The organism is Bradyrhizobium sp., assembly GCF_019244115.1.
GTDB lineage: Bacteria > Pseudomonadota > Alphaproteobacteria > Rhizobiales > Xanthobacteraceae > Bradyrhizobium.
This window is the reverse complement of sequence record NZ_JAFATE010000070.1, coordinates 1-14,280: the sequence shown is the minus strand read 5'-3', so window position 1 is coordinate 14,280 and position 14,280 is coordinate 1. Positions and strand designations below refer to the sequence as shown.

16 protein-coding genes are annotated in these 14,280 nt (G+C 64.0%); 7 read left to right on the top strand and 9 right to left on the bottom strand.

What is annotated here, in order from left to right; translation table 11 throughout:
- Together JOZ76_RS03380 and JOZ76_RS03375 are read right to left on the bottom strand one after the other, a co-directional pair.
- Positions 1-490, bottom strand: a 490-nt coding sequence (locus JOZ76_RS03380) for an FAD-dependent oxidoreductase (protein ID WP_291697215.1), incomplete at its 3' end; no start/stop codon positions are given.
- A gap of 308 nt (positions 491-798) precedes the next feature.
- Positions 799-3,489: a sensor domain-containing protein gene (locus tag JOZ76_RS03375; protein WP_291697214.1), complete on the bottom strand. Its 2,691-nt coding sequence runs from the start codon at positions 3,487-3,489 to the stop codon at positions 799-801.
- 239 nt (positions 3,490-3,728) lie between these two features.
- Here JOZ76_RS03375 and JOZ76_RS03370 point away from each other — a divergent pair, with 239 nt between their 5' ends.
- Positions 3,729-4,832, top strand: coding sequence for an NAD(P)/FAD-dependent oxidoreductase (locus JOZ76_RS03370; RefSeq protein ID WP_291697213.1), 1,104 nt, complete (start codon positions 3,729-3,731; stop codon positions 4,830-4,832).
- Positions 4,833-4,963: 131 nt separating this feature from the next.
- On the opposite strand, the gene JOZ76_RS03365 is transcribed toward JOZ76_RS03370, so the two are convergent.
- Positions 4,964-5,149, bottom strand: coding sequence for a YdcH family protein (locus tag JOZ76_RS03365; RefSeq protein WP_291697212.1), 186 nt, complete (start codon positions 5,147-5,149; stop codon positions 4,964-4,966).
- A gap of 305 nt (positions 5,150-5,454) precedes the next feature.
- Between JOZ76_RS03365 and JOZ76_RS03360 the strand changes: the two genes are divergently transcribed.
- From JOZ76_RS03360 to JOZ76_RS03350, 3 genes are all read left to right on the top strand, one after another.
- Positions 5,455-5,661, top strand: a complete 207-nt coding sequence (locus JOZ76_RS03360; RefSeq protein WP_291697211.1) for a YdcH family protein — start codon at positions 5,455-5,457, stop codon at positions 5,659-5,661.
- A 148-nt stretch (positions 5,662-5,809) separates the two neighbouring features.
- On the top strand, positions 5,810-6,019 hold the full coding sequence (locus JOZ76_RS03355; protein WP_291697210.1) for a hypothetical protein: 210 nt from the start codon (positions 5,810-5,812) through the stop codon (positions 6,017-6,019).
- A gap of 13 nt (positions 6,020-6,032) precedes the next feature.
- Positions 6,033-6,284, top strand: coding sequence for a hypothetical protein (locus JOZ76_RS03350; protein ID WP_291697209.1), 252 nt, complete (start codon positions 6,033-6,035; stop codon positions 6,282-6,284).
- A gap of 81 nt (positions 6,285-6,365) precedes the next feature.
- Here JOZ76_RS03350 and JOZ76_RS03345 read toward each other — a convergent pair whose 3' ends face one another.
- Positions 6,366-7,022: a GGDEF domain-containing protein gene (locus JOZ76_RS03345; protein WP_291697208.1), complete on the bottom strand. Its 657-nt coding sequence runs from the start codon at positions 7,020-7,022 to the stop codon at positions 6,366-6,368.
- Between the two features lie 151 nt (positions 7,023-7,173).
- On the opposite strand from JOZ76_RS03345, the gene purE reads away from it, so the two are divergent.
- The 3 genes from purE (at position 7,174) to rpsU (ending at position 9,212) form a co-directional block, all read left to right on the top strand.
- Positions 7,174-7,662, top strand: a complete 489-nt coding sequence (gene purE, locus JOZ76_RS03340) for a 5-(carboxyamino)imidazole ribonucleotide mutase (RefSeq protein WP_291697207.1) — start codon at positions 7,174-7,176, stop codon at positions 7,660-7,662.
- The gene (locus tag JOZ76_RS03335) at positions 7,659-8,771 is read left to right on the top strand and encodes a 5-(carboxyamino)imidazole ribonucleotide synthase (RefSeq protein ID WP_291697206.1); all 1,113 of its coding nucleotides are present in this window, start codon (positions 7,659-7,661) and stop codon (positions 8,769-8,771) included. The genes purE and JOZ76_RS03335 overlap by 4 nt, the downstream gene beginning before the upstream one ends.
- A gap of 138 nt (positions 8,772-8,909) precedes the next feature.
- A complete protein-coding gene (rpsU, locus tag JOZ76_RS03330) occupies positions 8,910-9,212 on the top strand; it encodes a 30S ribosomal protein S21 (RefSeq protein WP_291697205.1) in 303 nt (100 codons plus the stop codon).
- Positions 9,213-9,533: 321 nt separating this feature from the next.
- On the opposite strand, the gene JOZ76_RS03325 is transcribed toward rpsU, so the two are convergent.
- The 5 genes from JOZ76_RS03325 to JOZ76_RS03305 all read right to left on the bottom strand — a co-directional run.
- Positions 9,534-10,463 (bottom strand): hypothetical protein, encoded by a 930-nt coding sequence (locus tag JOZ76_RS03325; protein WP_291697204.1) that lies wholly within the window; start codon positions 10,461-10,463, stop codon positions 9,534-9,536.
- A 90-nt stretch (positions 10,464-10,553) separates the two neighbouring features.
- Positions 10,554-10,850 carry a cupin domain-containing protein gene (locus JOZ76_RS03320; protein ID WP_291697203.1) on the bottom strand — a complete coding sequence of 99 codons (297 nt, stop codon included), beginning with the start codon at positions 10,848-10,850 and terminating at the stop codon, positions 10,554-10,556.
- A gap of 18 nt (positions 10,851-10,868) precedes the next feature.
- Complete coding sequence (locus tag JOZ76_RS03315) at positions 10,869-11,966, bottom strand: calcium:proton antiporter (RefSeq protein WP_291697202.1); 1,098 nt, start codon at positions 11,964-11,966, stop codon at positions 10,869-10,871.
- A gap of 241 nt (positions 11,967-12,207) precedes the next feature.
- Positions 12,208-13,014 carry an alpha/beta hydrolase gene (locus JOZ76_RS03310; RefSeq protein WP_291697201.1) on the bottom strand — a complete coding sequence of 269 codons (807 nt, stop codon included), beginning with the start codon at positions 13,012-13,014 and terminating at the stop codon, positions 12,208-12,210.
- Positions 13,015-13,347: 333 nt separating this feature from the next.
- The coding region (locus JOZ76_RS03305) for an NAD(P)(+) transhydrogenase (Re/Si-specific) subunit beta (RefSeq protein WP_291697200.1) at positions 13,348-14,280 on the bottom strand (933 nt) is incomplete at its 5' end.

Below are 14,280 nucleotides of genomic sequence, written 5' to 3'. Positions count from 1 at the left end.
CGGCGGCATCGCGCGCGGTCAGGATCACCAGGCGGGAATCGTCGACCACGCAATCTGAATATTCGAACGCGGTGCCGAGCGGGCGTTTGAGCGCATTGCCGAGCGGATGATGCGTGACGTCGAGCGTCGCGGATCGCGGCAGTTTTGGGCGCGGCACGAGACGGTCGTAGAGCAGGAGGCCGGCGCGGAGCAGCCAGAGCGGCCGCTCGTCCGAATGGGCCGGGATCGCAAACCGCAACGGCCGCACCAGATGAGGTGCGGTACGAAGCCAGACATCGCGCTCGGTGAGCGCCGCGCGGACGCGGAGCAGGTTGCGGCGCTCCAGCGCGGCCAGGTCGCCGTGAATGAGCCGGGAACTCGCCGAAGAGGCGGCGGAGGCGAGATCGCCCTGCTCGAACAGGATCACCCGGAGGCCACGGCCCGCGGCGTCCCGCGCCAGGCTCACGCCATTGAGCCCACCGCCGATGATCGCGAGATCGTAATCCGCCATACGCAAGTACCAGATGTCACGAGACGAAGCTGCGTACACCTAGAGCATCAGGATGTCGGGCGAAATCGATTCGGCCGCGGAAGCTGTGCACTTCTCGTGCAAGCGGGACCAGCGAGCACACCAACCGTGGTGAGATAACGTTGAATGGCGCGGCATCAAAGGTGCGCCCCCTCCCCCGCTTGCGGGGGAGGGCTGGGGTGGGGGCACTCGTCAGCTCAATGATAAAGTCTACCGAGCCTCGGCCCCCACCCGGCCTCCCCCGCAAGCGGGGGAGGTGAAGAGGCAGCGAGACCAGATGCGACAGCGCGTCAGCCCGTCTTGCGGACCGGCTCCAGGACCTTGCCGTCGCGGCCGATCAGGCCGGAATATTGGGTGATCGGCAGCGGCTTGCCGATGAAATAGCCCTGCACGGCATCGCAGCCCTGATCGGCCAGGAACGAGAGCTGTTCCTGGGTCTCGACGCCTTCCGCCACGATCGACATGTCGAGGCCGTGGCCGAGGCCGATGACGGCGCGCACGATGGCCGCCGATTGCGGGTTGCGGCCGAGATTGAGCACAAAGTCGCGGTCGATCTTGATCTTGTCGAACGGGAAGGCCTGCAGATAGCTCAGCGACGAATAGCCGCTGCCGAAATCGTCCATCGAGACGCGCACGCCGAGCGCCTTCAGCCGCCGCAGCAAGGCGAGGCCGCGGTCAAAATCCTCGATCAGCACGCCCTCGGTGATCTCCAGCTCGAGCCGGCCGGGCGCCAGCCCGGTCTCCAGCAGGATCGAGTGGACGAGGCCGACGAGGTCGCCGTGCATGAACTGCGCTGGCGACAGGTTGACCGCGATCTGCAGCGGCTTTGGCCACGACGCCGCCTCCTTGCAGGCCTCGCGCAGAATCCATTCGCCCATCTCGACGATCAGGCCGCTCTCTTCCGCCAGCGGAATGAAATTGACCGGGGGGACGAAGCCGCGCACCGGATGCAGCCAGCGCACCAGCGCCTCAAAACCGATGATCTCGCTTGAGTCGACGGTCTGACCGGAAATCGCCTGCGGCTGGAAGTACAGCGACAATTCGCCATTGCGGATCGCGCCTGAGAGATCCTGGTGCAGCACGCGGCGGTCGCGGATCTGCTGGTCCATTTCCGGCTCGTAGACGCTTATTGTTCCGCGTGACTTTGCCTTGGCGCGGAACAGCGCCGCGCCCGCATTGGCGAGCAGCGAGGCGGCATCCTGACCGTTGTGCGGGAACACCGCAATGCCCGTGGTCACTCCGGTGCGAACCGAACGGCCGTCGATCTGGAATTCCCTTCCCATCGCCTCGGCAAGCTGGCGCGCCAGCGCAATGCCCGCTTCAGGCTGCTTGCCGTCGATGATCAGACCGAATTCGTCGCCGGAGAGGCGCGCCACCACGCCACCCCGCGCCACGACCTGGATCCGGTTGGCGACCTCGATCAGCACCTTGTCGCCGGTCGCGTGACCGAACACGTCGTTGATTTCCTTCAGGCCGTCGAGGTCGACCGAGAGCACGGCGAACTCCTCGCCAGAACCTTCGCAGGCCTCGATCATCTGCGCCAGCGCCTGCAGGAACGCCGCGCGGTTGGGAAGGTCGGTCAGCCCATCATGGTAGGCCATGTGGGCCATGCGCGATTCGGTCTGCCGGCGATCGGTGACGTCCTCGTAGGTCTTGATCAGATATTGCGGATCGCCGCCGTCATCGAGCAGCGTCACGCGACGGGTCAGAAACAGGCGCAGCCCGTCCTTGGTCGAGATCGGGTGCTCTTCGGCCAAGAGGCCGCGCTTCTTGATCGCTGCCTCGTCGCGCGCAATGATCAGCCTGGCCTCGCGCGGATTGAAGATGTCAGCCGCGGTGAGGCCGGTGACCTCCTCGCGCCGGCGGTTGAGAATCACCTCGGCGCTGCGATTGGCGAGCAGATATTTGCCGTCGGAGACGCGCTCGACGATCAAGGACACCGGGACGTTGTCGACCACCAGTTCGAGGAATTTTTTCGTGTTCTCGAGCTCGCGCGACAGCTGCTGCCGCTCGGTGACGTCCTCGAACAGGATCAGCAGGAATTCCGGCTGGCCATTGGCATTGCGCGCGACGATCCGGGTCGAGGCGACCAGGCGCTTCTCGCCACAGCGCTCGACCTCGAATTCGTTGTGGAACAGACCATCGCCCGAGCCGAGCGCGCCGCGATCGGCCGCCTCGATCTTCGCGGCCGAGCCCTCGTCAAACAACTCGCTGGCGCGTTTGCCGACCACGGAATCCCGGGAGAACTGCCAAAAATTCTCATACGCGCTGTTGGCGAAGATGTAGCTGCCATCCTCGATGCTCTTGGCCGCGACGCAGACTGGGACATTGTCCAGAACCGATTCCAGGAATTGTTTGGTGGAGGCCAGCTGCTGCGAGAGCTTGCGCTGAACGGTGCAATCCTCGTGGAGGCCGATGCCGCCGCCATTCGGCATCCGGAAGAACTTTTGGACCACCGACTTGCCGTCCGGCAGCTCGAGGATGAATCCCTCCGGCCGGAACGCGAGCCGCTTGAGCTCCTCGGCAGTGACGCTGATCTGGCCACGCCTTCGGCCGAGCTCGATCCACTCGCGGCCGGTCATCTTGCTGGTGACGTCCGCACGGCTCAGTCCGTAGATCTCGTAGAAGCGGTCGTTACAGAACACGACGCGGTCCTGCGCGTCGGTCATCATCACGCCCTGGCTGAGATTGTTCAGCGCGGACGAGATGAAGGCATCCCGGCGCAGTTTTGAGCGCGCGAGGCGGCGCATGGCCGAATACGCCGAGAGGACGACCGCGAGCAGGAAGGAACAGGCGACCACGGCGCCGATCAGCGTTTCCCAGAAAACGCCGGGATCGAACGCGCCGACAGAGCTCAGCGGCAGAAACTGACCAGACATACCCCACGCGGCCTCGAACGGCGCGACCCCGGCCGCCAAGCACGTTACGGCGAGCGCAAGAACCGAGATTCTGCAGCCCGCCCGCCCAAACTTGCCAGCCATCACTCACCCGCGGATTACCGGACCGACTGTCTGGCCTCGCCGGTTTGAATCGGGTAAACGCCGGCTCATACGGCGTCGAAATACCACTTCGGCCACAGCAAATGCCCCGGTATGACTAATGCCTCCTTAAAGAGCGGCGACGCACGGCCCAAGGTTTCGCGCGATGTCGAGGGGCGATCGCAACCACCGCGCGATTTGCGGGTCGTCCGCGCCAGCATGTGATCGGGATCTGAACGTCAATGGAAAGAACAGACTGCGTCATCGTCGGAGCCGGAGTGATCGGGCTCGCCATCGCCCGGCAGCTGGCGCAGGCAGGGCGCGAGGTGATCGTGCTGGAGGCGGCGGAAGGCATCGGCACGGTCACCTCCTCGCGCAACAGCGAGGTGATCCATGCCGGCATCTATTACAAGGCCGGAAGCCTGATGGCGCGGATGTGCGTCGCCGGAAAGCACGCGCTGTATCGCTATTGCGACGCGCGCGGCATCCCCCACAAGAATTGCGGCAAGCTGATCGTCTCAACCAACGCGAAAGAGACCGAGAAGCTGCAATCGATCAAGGCCCATGCCGAATCCAATGGCGTCGACGACATGCGCGTGCTCACCGGCGCCGAGGCGCGCAGCCTCGAGGGTGCGCTGAACTGCGATGCCGCATTGTTGTCGCCTTCCACCGGGATCATCGACAGCCACGCCTATATGCTGGCGCTGCGCGGCGAGGCCGAGGACGCTGGAGCCGCGTTCGCATTCCACACCCCGCTCGTGCGCGCCACGTTGCACGGAAGCGAGATCGTGATCGAGACCGGCGGCGCTGCGCCGATGACGCTGGCTTGCCGCCTGCTCGTCAACGCGGCGGGCCTCGATGCGCCGCATGTGGCACGCAATATCGCAGGGATGCCCGAAGCGCTGATCCCGAAACCATATCTGGCCAAGGGCAACTATTTCAGCTGCAGCGCCAAGGCGCCGTTCTCGCATTTGATCTATCCGGTGCCGGAGCCCGGCGGGCTCGGCGTGCATCTCACGCTCGACATGGCCGGACAGGCGCGCTTCGGCCCCGATGTCGAATGGGTCGACCGCATCGACTACGCCGTCGATCCGAAACGGGCGGAGCGATTCTATCCGGCGATCCGGCGCTACTGGCCAACGCTGCCGGATGGCGCGCTGATGCCGAGCTATTCCGGCATGCGGCCAAAGATCGTGCCGCGCGATATTGCCGTGCAGGATTTCGTGATCCAGGGACCGAGCGACCACGGCGCCAGCGGATTGATCAATCTGTTCGGAATCGAATCGCCGGGGCTGACATCATCGCTGGCGATCGCCGATCATGTCGGCGAACTCGCTGGGCACTAAAACAGCCGGCACTAAAACAAAAGCGCGCGGCACGAGCGCCATGTGCCACGCGCTTAGAAACTCGACAGGCGTCGAATGAGCACTCGGCTCATCCAGGAACGCTGTTAACTCGGGGATTGTGACTTACGAACTCAGTGCAGGGTCTCGTCGGCGGCGTGCTTCAACCGTTCGATCTGGTCCTTCACCATCAATTTCCGGCGCTTCAACTCGGCTATTTGCAGGTCGTCTGTTGAGAGGTGTACCAGAGCTTCGTGCAGTTCATTTTCGAGAAGCTTATGTTTCCGCTCTAGTTCAACGAGATGCGCCTGAATCGCCATTCCAAACCTCCTCGGCAGGGTTGATCCGGACTGAGAAGTCTACACCACTTCAGGATTCTGTCGATGGGATTTGAAAAGGGCGGCGCGCAGATTTGAGGTTGCATGTGTAACCAAGCGTGAGCAAGGAACTGCCGCTGCGCGCTGCGCGCTCACGTCGTTCAAGCAGCCTCTCCCTTTCAAATCAAAGCTTTGACTGTTGAATACCGCGGCGGACGCTTGCGGGCTTGATCGTGAGGGAACAATATTTCACACAGGCTTTCCGCCGCGGTTTGCAGTATCATCCCCTTTTTCAGCTGACATGCATCATGACTGACGATAACGAGCGCATGCTGCAGGCCGAACTGGCGAGGCTGCAGCAGGAGCACCGCGATCTCGACGCGGCGATCGATGCATTGCATCAATCGCCGGCGCCGGATCTGCTCCGCCTGCAGCGGTTGAAGAAGCGCAAGCTGCAACTCCGCGACCGTATCGCCTTCATCGAAGACCAGATTACCCCCGACATCATCGCCTGAAGGGCGACCCATCGCCGCATGCCGCCGTCAAGGCCGCCCGCCGCGCCTTCCGGGAGAGGCGCGATCCGAGGTCGCAATGCCGCTTGACTCCGTGAGAACAAAATGAGAACATTCGCTGCCGCCCCTCCTGCGTGTTCGAGGTATCGCGATGTCCGAACCACCCTCATCGATCGACAATGACCATTACGAACGGGCCTGCGATCAGGCCATCGCGATGTGCGACGGCAATCTGCGGTCAACGATCAAGGCCCTGATCATGGCCAATGAGTATCTGGAACTCGAACTGTTTGAACTGCGCGCCGCGATTGCCTCGACTTGCGTGCCGAAGCAGCAGGCGGCCAGGAGCAGCGCGGCCTGAGAGGAGGACAACAATGGCCGATATCACCTACTACGTCGCCATGCCGTTTCTGCAGGACGACCAGGGAACGCCGGTCGCGGGAACCGCGGAGGAATGTCAGAGCTCGACCTCCGCGCTGCGGCGGGCCGAGATGCTGTCGCGCGCCCCCGGCCACATCGGCGCGATTGCCTTCAGCCGCACTGGCGACCCGATGATGGGCGAGTTTGGCGACGCAAAACTGCTGCGGACGTTCGGCCATGTGCCGACGGATCTGGGCGAGATGTAACGCCCCTGTTTTGACGCGTTTTCCCCGCGCGAACTGGCATCCACCCCCGGATCAGTGCGGGCAAGCTTTCGCTCGGAAACGCTATGATGCGCCCTCATGCCGGCGCTGGGCCTTGCGCAAATACATCGCGCTGTCGGCAGCTTCGAGCGCCCGGCCGATCTCCGCATGCGCATCCAACATGGCGATGCCGGCCGATGCGCCCGCGCTGACGGTGCGGTCGCGAAACGTGAAGGTGAGGCGGTCGATCTCCTGTTCCATGAGGGCGGCCTTGGCCCGGGCGTCGGTCTCGGTCAGGTTCCACAGCAGGATCGCGAACTCGTCACCGCCGAGCCGCGCGACCACGTCGGAGGAGCGGATCTGGCCGGTCAGGACCGCCGCGACCGCCTTGAGCACCTCGTCGCCGGCGGCGTGGCCAAAACGGTCGTTGATCGGTTTCAGGCGGTCGACGTCCAGAACGATCAGCGCCGCGGTGGCGTGATAGCGCTTGATATAGGCAATGGCGCGCGCCAGATCGCGCTCGAACCCGCGCCGGTTGCGGATGCCGAGCAGAAAGTCGGTTTCCGCCGTCTGCTGCAGTTCGCCGATCAGCGCGAGTGCGCGCGCAAGTTCGCTCCTGAGGCGCCGGATGGTCTGCCTGGCGGCATGCTGGCTCGCCCGAGTACGGAGGGGACTTTGCGCTGCTTGCCGCGATCTCCGCCCGCGCAATCCGCTCTTGCCTGCCCCGGACTTCTTTTTCATAGGAATCCCTGCTCCATCGCGCGGATGAAGCCTTGCCGGGATTCACCAAGACAGGATAGTCCAATACGACGTCCGGCCCACGCCTTGCAGACCCCCGCCCGAGACCTATAATCCGGTCTATGTTTCTGGATTCCCGCGAAGATTCTGTCCAATGACCGCCCCTGTCGCCATCATCATGGGAAGCCAGTCGGATTGGGGTACCATGCGTCACGCAGCCGAGACACTGGCCGCGCTGGGAATTGCTTGCGAAAAACGCATCGTCTCCGCGCACCGCACGCCCGATCGGCTCTACGCCTTCGCCAGCGGTGCCAAGGCCGCCGGTTTTAAGGTCATCATTGCGGGCGCCGGGGGCGCCGCACACCTACCCGGCATGGCCGCATCGCTGACCGAACTGCCGGTGCTTGGCGTGCCCGTGGAGTCCAAAGCGCTGTCGGGCATCGATTCGCTCTATTCCATCGTGCAGATGCCGGCCGGTGTGCCGGTCGGCACGCTGGCGATCGGCAAGTCCGGCGCCATCAATGCCGCCCTGCTCGCGGCGAGCGTGCTTGCGCTCAGCGATCCGGCGCTGGCCACGCGGCTGGCGGCCTGGCGCAAGCAGCAGTCCGACGCCGTCGCCAAACGCCCGGAGGAGAAGGCGTGACGGCAACAGCTCCGGTGACGCTGAAGATAGGCGACACCATCGGCATCCTCGGCGGTGGACAATTGGGCCGGATGCTGGCGATGGCCTCGGCGCGGCTCGGCTTGCGCGCCCAGATCTTCTCGCCCGATCCGGATTCGCCGGCCTTCGACGTCGTGCAGGCGTCCACCTGCGCCGAATACGCCGACGTCGAAGCGCTGGAACTGTTCGCGGGCGATGTCGACGTCATCACTTATGAGTTCGAGAACGTGCCCGCTGCCGCTGCCGCAGTGCTGGCGGCACGGCGCCCGGTACTGCCCGGCCGCACCGTCCTGGAGACCACGCAGGATCGCCTCATCGAGAAGGATTTTGTCACCCGGCTCGGCATCGGGACCGCCGCCTATGCCGACGTGACATCCGCGGAGCAGCTGCGCGCGGCGATCGCTCGCATCGGACGACCGGCCGTGCTGAAAACCCGCCGTTTCGGCTATGACGGCAAGGGTCAGGCGATGATCCGCGACGGTGACGATCTCGACCGCATCTGGGAGGAACTCGGCACCAGGGCCGCGATCCTGGAGGCGTTCGTGCCATTCGAGCGCGAGATCTCCGTGATTGCCGCGCGATCCGCCGACGGGCAGGTCGAATGCTTCGACGTCACCGAGAACGAGCACCGCGATCACATCCTGAAGATTTCCCGCGCCCCTGCCGCGATCCCCGACACGCTGGCGGACGAGGCGCGTCGCATCGCCGGCGCGATCGCGAGTAGCCTCGATTATGTCGGCGTGCTCGCGGTGGAAATGTTCGTGCTGGTGGAGGCCGGCGGGCCAAAGGTTCTGGTCAATGAGATCGCCCCGCGGGTGCATAATTCCGGACACTGGACGCTGGACGGCGCCTCGATCTCGCAATTCGAGCAGCACATCCGCGCCATCGCCGGCTGGCCGCTCGGCAAGCCGGTCCGACACGGGCCCGTCACCATGACCAACCTGATCGGTGACGAGATCAACGATTACAGTCGATGGCTGACCGTGCGTGGGGCCACCGTTCACATCTACGGCAAGGGCGTGCCCCGGCCCGGCCGGAAGATGGGGCATGTCACCGAGGTCGGCGGCCCTCATTCAAAAGGTCCGGCGTAGCGCACTTTATCTGTTGCGGGCGGTAGACATCAGCACCTTTGTCTGATACATGGGCGCGCTCAAGGTTTCGGGCTCAAGGCCTTTTTGCCGGCCCCTTGCTTTATCAGATCACGCCAATTCACTGAAAGAGGATGCCGCTTGCAGGTACTCGTCCGCGATAACAATGTCGACCAGGCTCTCAAGGCGCTGAAGAAGAAGATGCAGCGCGAGGGAATTTTCCGCGAGATGAAGCTCCGCGGTCACTACGAAAAGCCCTCCGAGAAGAAGGCCCGCGAAAAGGCTGAAGCGGTGCGCCGCGCGCGCAAGCTCGCCCGCAAGAAATTGCAGCGTGAGGGCCTGTTGCCGATGAAGCCAAAGCCGATGTTCGGTGCGGGCGCTGGCTCCGAGCGCGGCGCAGGTGGCCGTGGCGGTCCGTCCTCCGGTCCGCGCGGTCCGCGCTGAAGCGACCGATGGCAGATTTTTAAGTTCGACGACGCGGGCCCGTTAGGTCCGCGTTTTTCGTTGGTGCTTGGGTGCACGGAGCACCGTCGCCGCAGGTGACACGGCAACAAAAGCTCGCAGCGCCAGGCCGAGCTTGTGCTGCAACAGCATGCCGCTGCGCCGTCAGGACTTTGCGTCAAGATCTCAGAACGCGACAACGGTGAAGCGAGCCCGCGGATCGTTCGATCAGCGCTGATCGGTCGCGCCTTGGCTCACCCGACCGAAGCATCCAGACCGTTCGAACATAAGGAGCTCTCGGGCGGGAGGCACAGGGCGCGCGCGTCAGTTCGCGCCGTCCCTGTCCCGTTTCGGCAGCACGGCGTGGAACATCGATTTGGCGACCGACAGCATGTCCTCGGCAACCTTGGTTGCGTGTTCGCGTGGGTTCAGGCCGCCATGCAGGTCCAGCGGGGGAGGCGCCGGGATCTCTGCCGGCGGGACCGGCCGGGATGGATCGTCGTCGGCCCGCACCGCCCCGGTGTAGGGCGGATTGACCGGCGGGACAGCGGCGACCGCTGTCTCAGCCGTGGACCCGCCCACCGTGATCGGCGGCGGCAATGGCCGGACCATTGCGGCTGGCGGAGATGGAGCGGCGACGATAACCCGCGGCGTGTCCTGGGTCCGCGGCTGCTCCGGAGCGCGCGCCGCGTCCTGGGTGCGTGCAGGCGCATCAGACGTGGCCCGCAGGCGCTCGATCGCAGCCCGCGCCAGGTCGGCCGCGTCGCGATGCTCGTCCGCGGTAGCGGCAGTTTCGGCCGACGCCGGAGCAGGGCTCGCCGACGCAGGGGCCGACGGTGCTGTGGGCGGCGTCACCGGAGCGGGCGCAGCCTTCGCAACCGGCTTCTCGGCCTTTTCGCGCGCAGCGAACGGATTGCGATGAGTCTCAACCGGGTTGAGGGACGCTTCGACCGGCTTCTCGGCGGCGCTGTCCGCCGGCGCCCGTCCGAGTATGGATTTTTCGGCGATCCCCTTGGCCTTGACACCGGCTTCCGGAACGCTGGCGACCTCGGATGGAGTCTTGGGATCCGTCTTGCCCGGATCAGGCTTGCCCGGATCAGATTTGCCGTCGGCCTTGACCGATGAAATCGCCGCGGGGGGAGTATCGGTCGCAGGCTTGCCGTTAATGTAATGGTTAACGATGTAAGCCCCGATGATGGTGGCGAGCACCGAGGGCAGGATGTCCATCGCGAGTTTGTTGAGATGTTTCAGCATTCCAGCACTCCCCGCAGCGATTTGCGGGAACTTTGAGGCACATTGAAGGCGAAGCGGTAAATCACTGCTTAATGAATACCTTACAGGTTCTTAATGAATGTCTTGTGGCTTCAGCTCAACTTCCAGAAAGACGATTTCCGCCGCCGATTCGTTGAGCACGTCATGCTCCACTCCCGCCTTGCGAAAATAGCATTTGCCGGCCGCGAGCTGCGCCTTCGACCGTTCGCCGGCCGGTGAAACGATGGTCATCTCGCCCGCCGTCACCGGAACAATCACGTAGTCCATCTCGTGAATGTGATGGCCGGTGGCGCTGCCGGGTGCCAGTCGCCACTGCGTGACGCGGACCTCTGCCGTATCGACCTGAACCTCGGATGTGGCGCTCTGCATCGTGGTCCTTTTCGCCGCTCACGGTACGAATACCATGAATACGAAGATGGCGAAAACCACCATGTGGACCAAACCGAACAGAATATTGGTGCGACCAGTTCCGAAGGTGAGCATGCTCAGGATGAAGGTCAGCATCAGCAGCACGACCTCCTGGCCGTTCAATCCCAGCACGAGCCGCTTGTTCAGGAGATAGGCCACGACAGCCACCGCGGGAACCGTCAGCCCGATTGTGGCCAGCGACGAGCCGAGCGCCAGATTGATGCTCTTCTGCAGGTCGTTGTGGCGGGCCGCGGCGACAGCGGCGACACTCTCGGGCAGCAGGATCAGGAGCGCGATGACGACGCCGGCCAAGGCGCCGGGGGCGCCGACGGCCGCGATGACAGCATCGACGACAAGCGAAAATTTCTTCGCCAGCAGGACGACGGCGAGAAGCGAGAGCAGAAGCAGCGCGATGCTCAAGGCGAGCAGCCGCGCGGGCAGCCGCTGCGCGTCCGCTTCGCGCCCGGCCGTGTCGCCCACGAAATAGTCGCGATGCCGGATGGTCTGGGTATAGAGGAACACGCCATAGAGCAGGATGGTCACGACACTGACGAAGACGAGCTGCGCCGACGAATAGACCGGCCCCGGCGTGGTCAGCGTGTAGTTCGGAAGGATCAGGGTAATGGTCGCCAGGATGAACAGCATGCTGAGATAGATGTTGGCTCCCGTCACCTGAAAATCCTGCTCGCGATAGCGCAGGCCGCCGATGAAGATGCAGACGCCGACCAGGCCGTTGCACACGATCATGACCACCGCGAGCACGGTGTCGCGTGCCAGCGCCGGCACCTCTATGTCGCCGAGCATGATGGTCTCGATCAGCGCGACCTCGATGATTGTGACCGCGAGCGTCAGCAGCAGCGTTCCGAAGGGCTCGCCGATCTCGTGCGCAATGAACTCGGCATGATGCACGGCCGCAAACACCGTGCCGAACAGGATGACCAGCAGCACCGCGGCAAACACCAGTCCGCCCGGCGAGGGCGCAAAGCCATAGCCGGTGGCGGTCACGGCGGCGAACAGCAGCACGGCGATGGCCGGAAAGATCCAGGCCGATTTCGGCATCGGGCCGTGCGCACTCATGGTGATGCAAACCTCAAATCAGGACTGACTCAAATGCCGATCGTGAGAAGGTGCTGCAGCTTGGTTAAATCAAGTCTATCCCTGGACACGCTCTTCTCCCCTCCCCCTTGCGGGGAGGGGCCGGGGGTGGGGTCCCGGGACTCAGCTTGTCGTGTGGTACCCCCCTCCCAGCCCTGCCCCGCAAGGGGGGGGAGGGAGCGTACCGCCGATGCGGCACCGGTAGACCAAACGTTCTCGCACGCTAGCTTTTCAAAGCGGCGATGAATTGTCGAGCCGCTTCGATCGCGCCGAAATCGTCGAGGTTGTCATGGCCGCCGCCGGGAAAGCGGACAAACTGCTTGGGTTCGTGCGCCAGGGCGAACAGACGTTCACCGAAGACGATCGGAATCGCAGGATCGCTGTCACCATGCATGATCAGCAGCGGCACCCTGACCTGCGCGATCCGCCGGTCGGAATGAAACGGGTCCCGCATCAGCAGCCTGACCGGAACGAAGCGGAACAGTGAAGCGGCCACATCGGCTGTCGAGGTGTAGGGCGCCTCGAGGATCAACCGGCCGATCGGATGCTCGGAGGCGACTGCCACCGCGACACCGGTCCCCAGTGAAAAGCCCCACACGACGATGCGGTCGGCCGCATAGCGCTCGCGCGTGAAGGCGTAGGCGGCTGCCGCGTCCTTAAAAAGGCCTTGCTCGCTCGGCGCGCCGCTCGATCCGGCATAGCCACGATAGGACAGCGCGACCAGCCCGGTCCCGTCCGACGTCATCGCTTTGAAGCGGCTGACGCGGCCGGCGAGAAAATCGCCGTTGCCGGGAAAAAAGAGAATCACGGGATGACCCGGCTTTGCCGGCACGTGCCAGACGATGACCTTCTCGCCATCGGCCGTGGTCAGCACATGCTCCTCGGCCTCTGGCAAGCCCGCTGCTGCCGGCGCGGTACGGCCCACCGGCGGGATCGGAAACAGCATCTCGCGCTGCTTGAAAAACAGCACGGCGAGGCCGCCGAGATAGACGAGCGCAGCCATGATGACGATCCATTTCAGCACGATCATCAGTCTGACGCGCCAGCATATGGCCCTGCTCGCCTGAACGGTCACACAACACTCGCCAGGACGACCTCGCGCATCAAGCGGACCCCCGGAATCCATTGGTTCTCGTCGGCATAGTTGCCGGCTGTGATTGCAACGACAATGTCGCTCTAATCTTCTTGCGCGCCGGTCTTAGCAGCTTTTCGACCTCCTGTCTGATGCTCACGGGAATTTCACGGCACCCGCATTTGGCGGCATGCGCGGCGTGCCATTCGATACGCTGCGCCCGTGTTGCCTTCACAGGCATGCGATTCAATCGATGCCACTCCCTGTTCAGCGCCACGGAATCTTTCCCTGTTACATCCCCTTGACGATGTTCTCGGTCATCTTCTTGGCGTCGCCGAGCAACATCATGGTGTTGTCGCGATAGAACAGCGGATTGTCGATGCCGGCATAACCCGAGGCCAGCGAGCGCTTGATGAACATCACGGTGCCCGCCTTCCAGACCTGCAGCACCGGCATGCCGTAGATCGGCGAGGTCTTGTCCTCTTCGGCGGCCGGATTGGTGACGTCGTTGGCGCCGATCACGAAGGCGACGTCGGCCTGGGCAAACTCGGAATTGATGTCCTCGAGCTCGAACACCTCGTCATAGGGAACGTTGGCTTCGGCCAAAAGCACGTTCATGTGGCCGGGCATGCGGCCGGCGACCGGGTGAATGGCGTATTTCACCTCGACGCCTTCCTTTTTCAGGCTGTCGGCCATTTCCCGTAGTGCGTGCTGCGCTTGCGCCACCGCCATGCCGTAACCGGGCACGATGATGACCTTTGAAGCGTTCTTCATGATGAAAGCCGCATCGTCGGCCGAGCCGAGCTTCGCCGGCTTCTGCTCGCCGGAGCCGCCGCCCGCCGCTGCGGTCTCGCCGCCAAAGCCGCCAAGGATCACCGAGATGAAGGAGCGGTTCATCGCGTGGCACATGATGTAGGACAGGATCGCGCCGGACGAACCGACCAGCGCGCCCGTGATGATCAGCGCCGAATTGCCGAGGGTAAAACCGATGCCGGCGGCGGCCCAGCCGGAATAGGAGTTCAGCATCGAGATCACGACCGGCATGTCGGCGCCGCCGATCGGGATGATCATGAGCACGCCGAGCGCCAGCGCCAGGATCACGTTCAGCCAGAAGAACACCGCGCTGCCAGAGACGACGAGGCCGATGATGCAGACCACCAGCAAAACCGCGAGCGCGATATTGATCACGTGGCGCGCGGGCAGGATGATCGGGGCGCCGCTCAT

What these genes read in the sequence shown, in the direction of transcription:
- JOZ76_RS03375 (WP_291697214.1), bottom strand. Translation starts at nt 3,489, where the DNA reads ATGGCTGGCAAGTTTGGGCGGGCGGGCTGCAGAATCTCGGTTCTTGCG.
- JOZ76_RS03370 (WP_291697213.1), top strand. Translation starts at nt 3,729, where the DNA reads ATGGAAAGAACAGACTGCGTCATCGTCGGAGCCGGAGTGATCGGGCTC.
- JOZ76_RS03365 (WP_291697212.1), bottom strand. Translation starts at nt 5,149, where the DNA reads ATGGCGATTCAGGCGCATCTCGTTGAACTAGAGCGGAAACATAAGCTT.
- JOZ76_RS03360 (WP_291697211.1), top strand. Translation starts at nt 5,455, where the DNA reads ATGACTGACGATAACGAGCGCATGCTGCAGGCCGAACTGGCGAGGCTG.
- JOZ76_RS03355 (WP_291697210.1), top strand. Translation starts at nt 5,810, where the DNA reads ATGTCCGAACCACCCTCATCGATCGACAATGACCATTACGAACGGGCC.
- JOZ76_RS03350 (WP_291697209.1), top strand. Translation starts at nt 6,033, where the DNA reads ATGGCCGATATCACCTACTACGTCGCCATGCCGTTTCTGCAGGACGAC.
- JOZ76_RS03345 (WP_291697208.1), bottom strand. Translation starts at nt 7,022, where the DNA reads ATGAAAAAGAAGTCCGGGGCAGGCAAGAGCGGATTGCGCGGGCGGAGA.
- purE (WP_291697207.1), top strand. Translation starts at nt 7,174, where the DNA reads ATGACCGCCCCTGTCGCCATCATCATGGGAAGCCAGTCGGATTGGGGT.
- JOZ76_RS03325 (WP_291697204.1), bottom strand. Translation starts at nt 10,463, where the DNA reads ATGCTGAAACATCTCAACAAACTCGCGATGGACATCCTGCCCTCGGTG.
- JOZ76_RS03320 (WP_291697203.1), bottom strand. Translation starts at nt 10,850, where the DNA reads ATGCAGAGCGCCACATCCGAGGTTCAGGTCGATACGGCAGAGGTCCGC.
- JOZ76_RS03315 (WP_291697202.1), bottom strand. Translation starts at nt 11,966, where the DNA reads ATGAGTGCGCACGGCCCGATGCCGAAATCGGCCTGGATCTTTCCGGCC.
- JOZ76_RS03310 (WP_291697201.1), bottom strand. Translation starts at nt 13,014, where the DNA reads ATGATCGTGCTGAAATGGATCGTCATCATGGCTGCGCTCGTCTATCTC.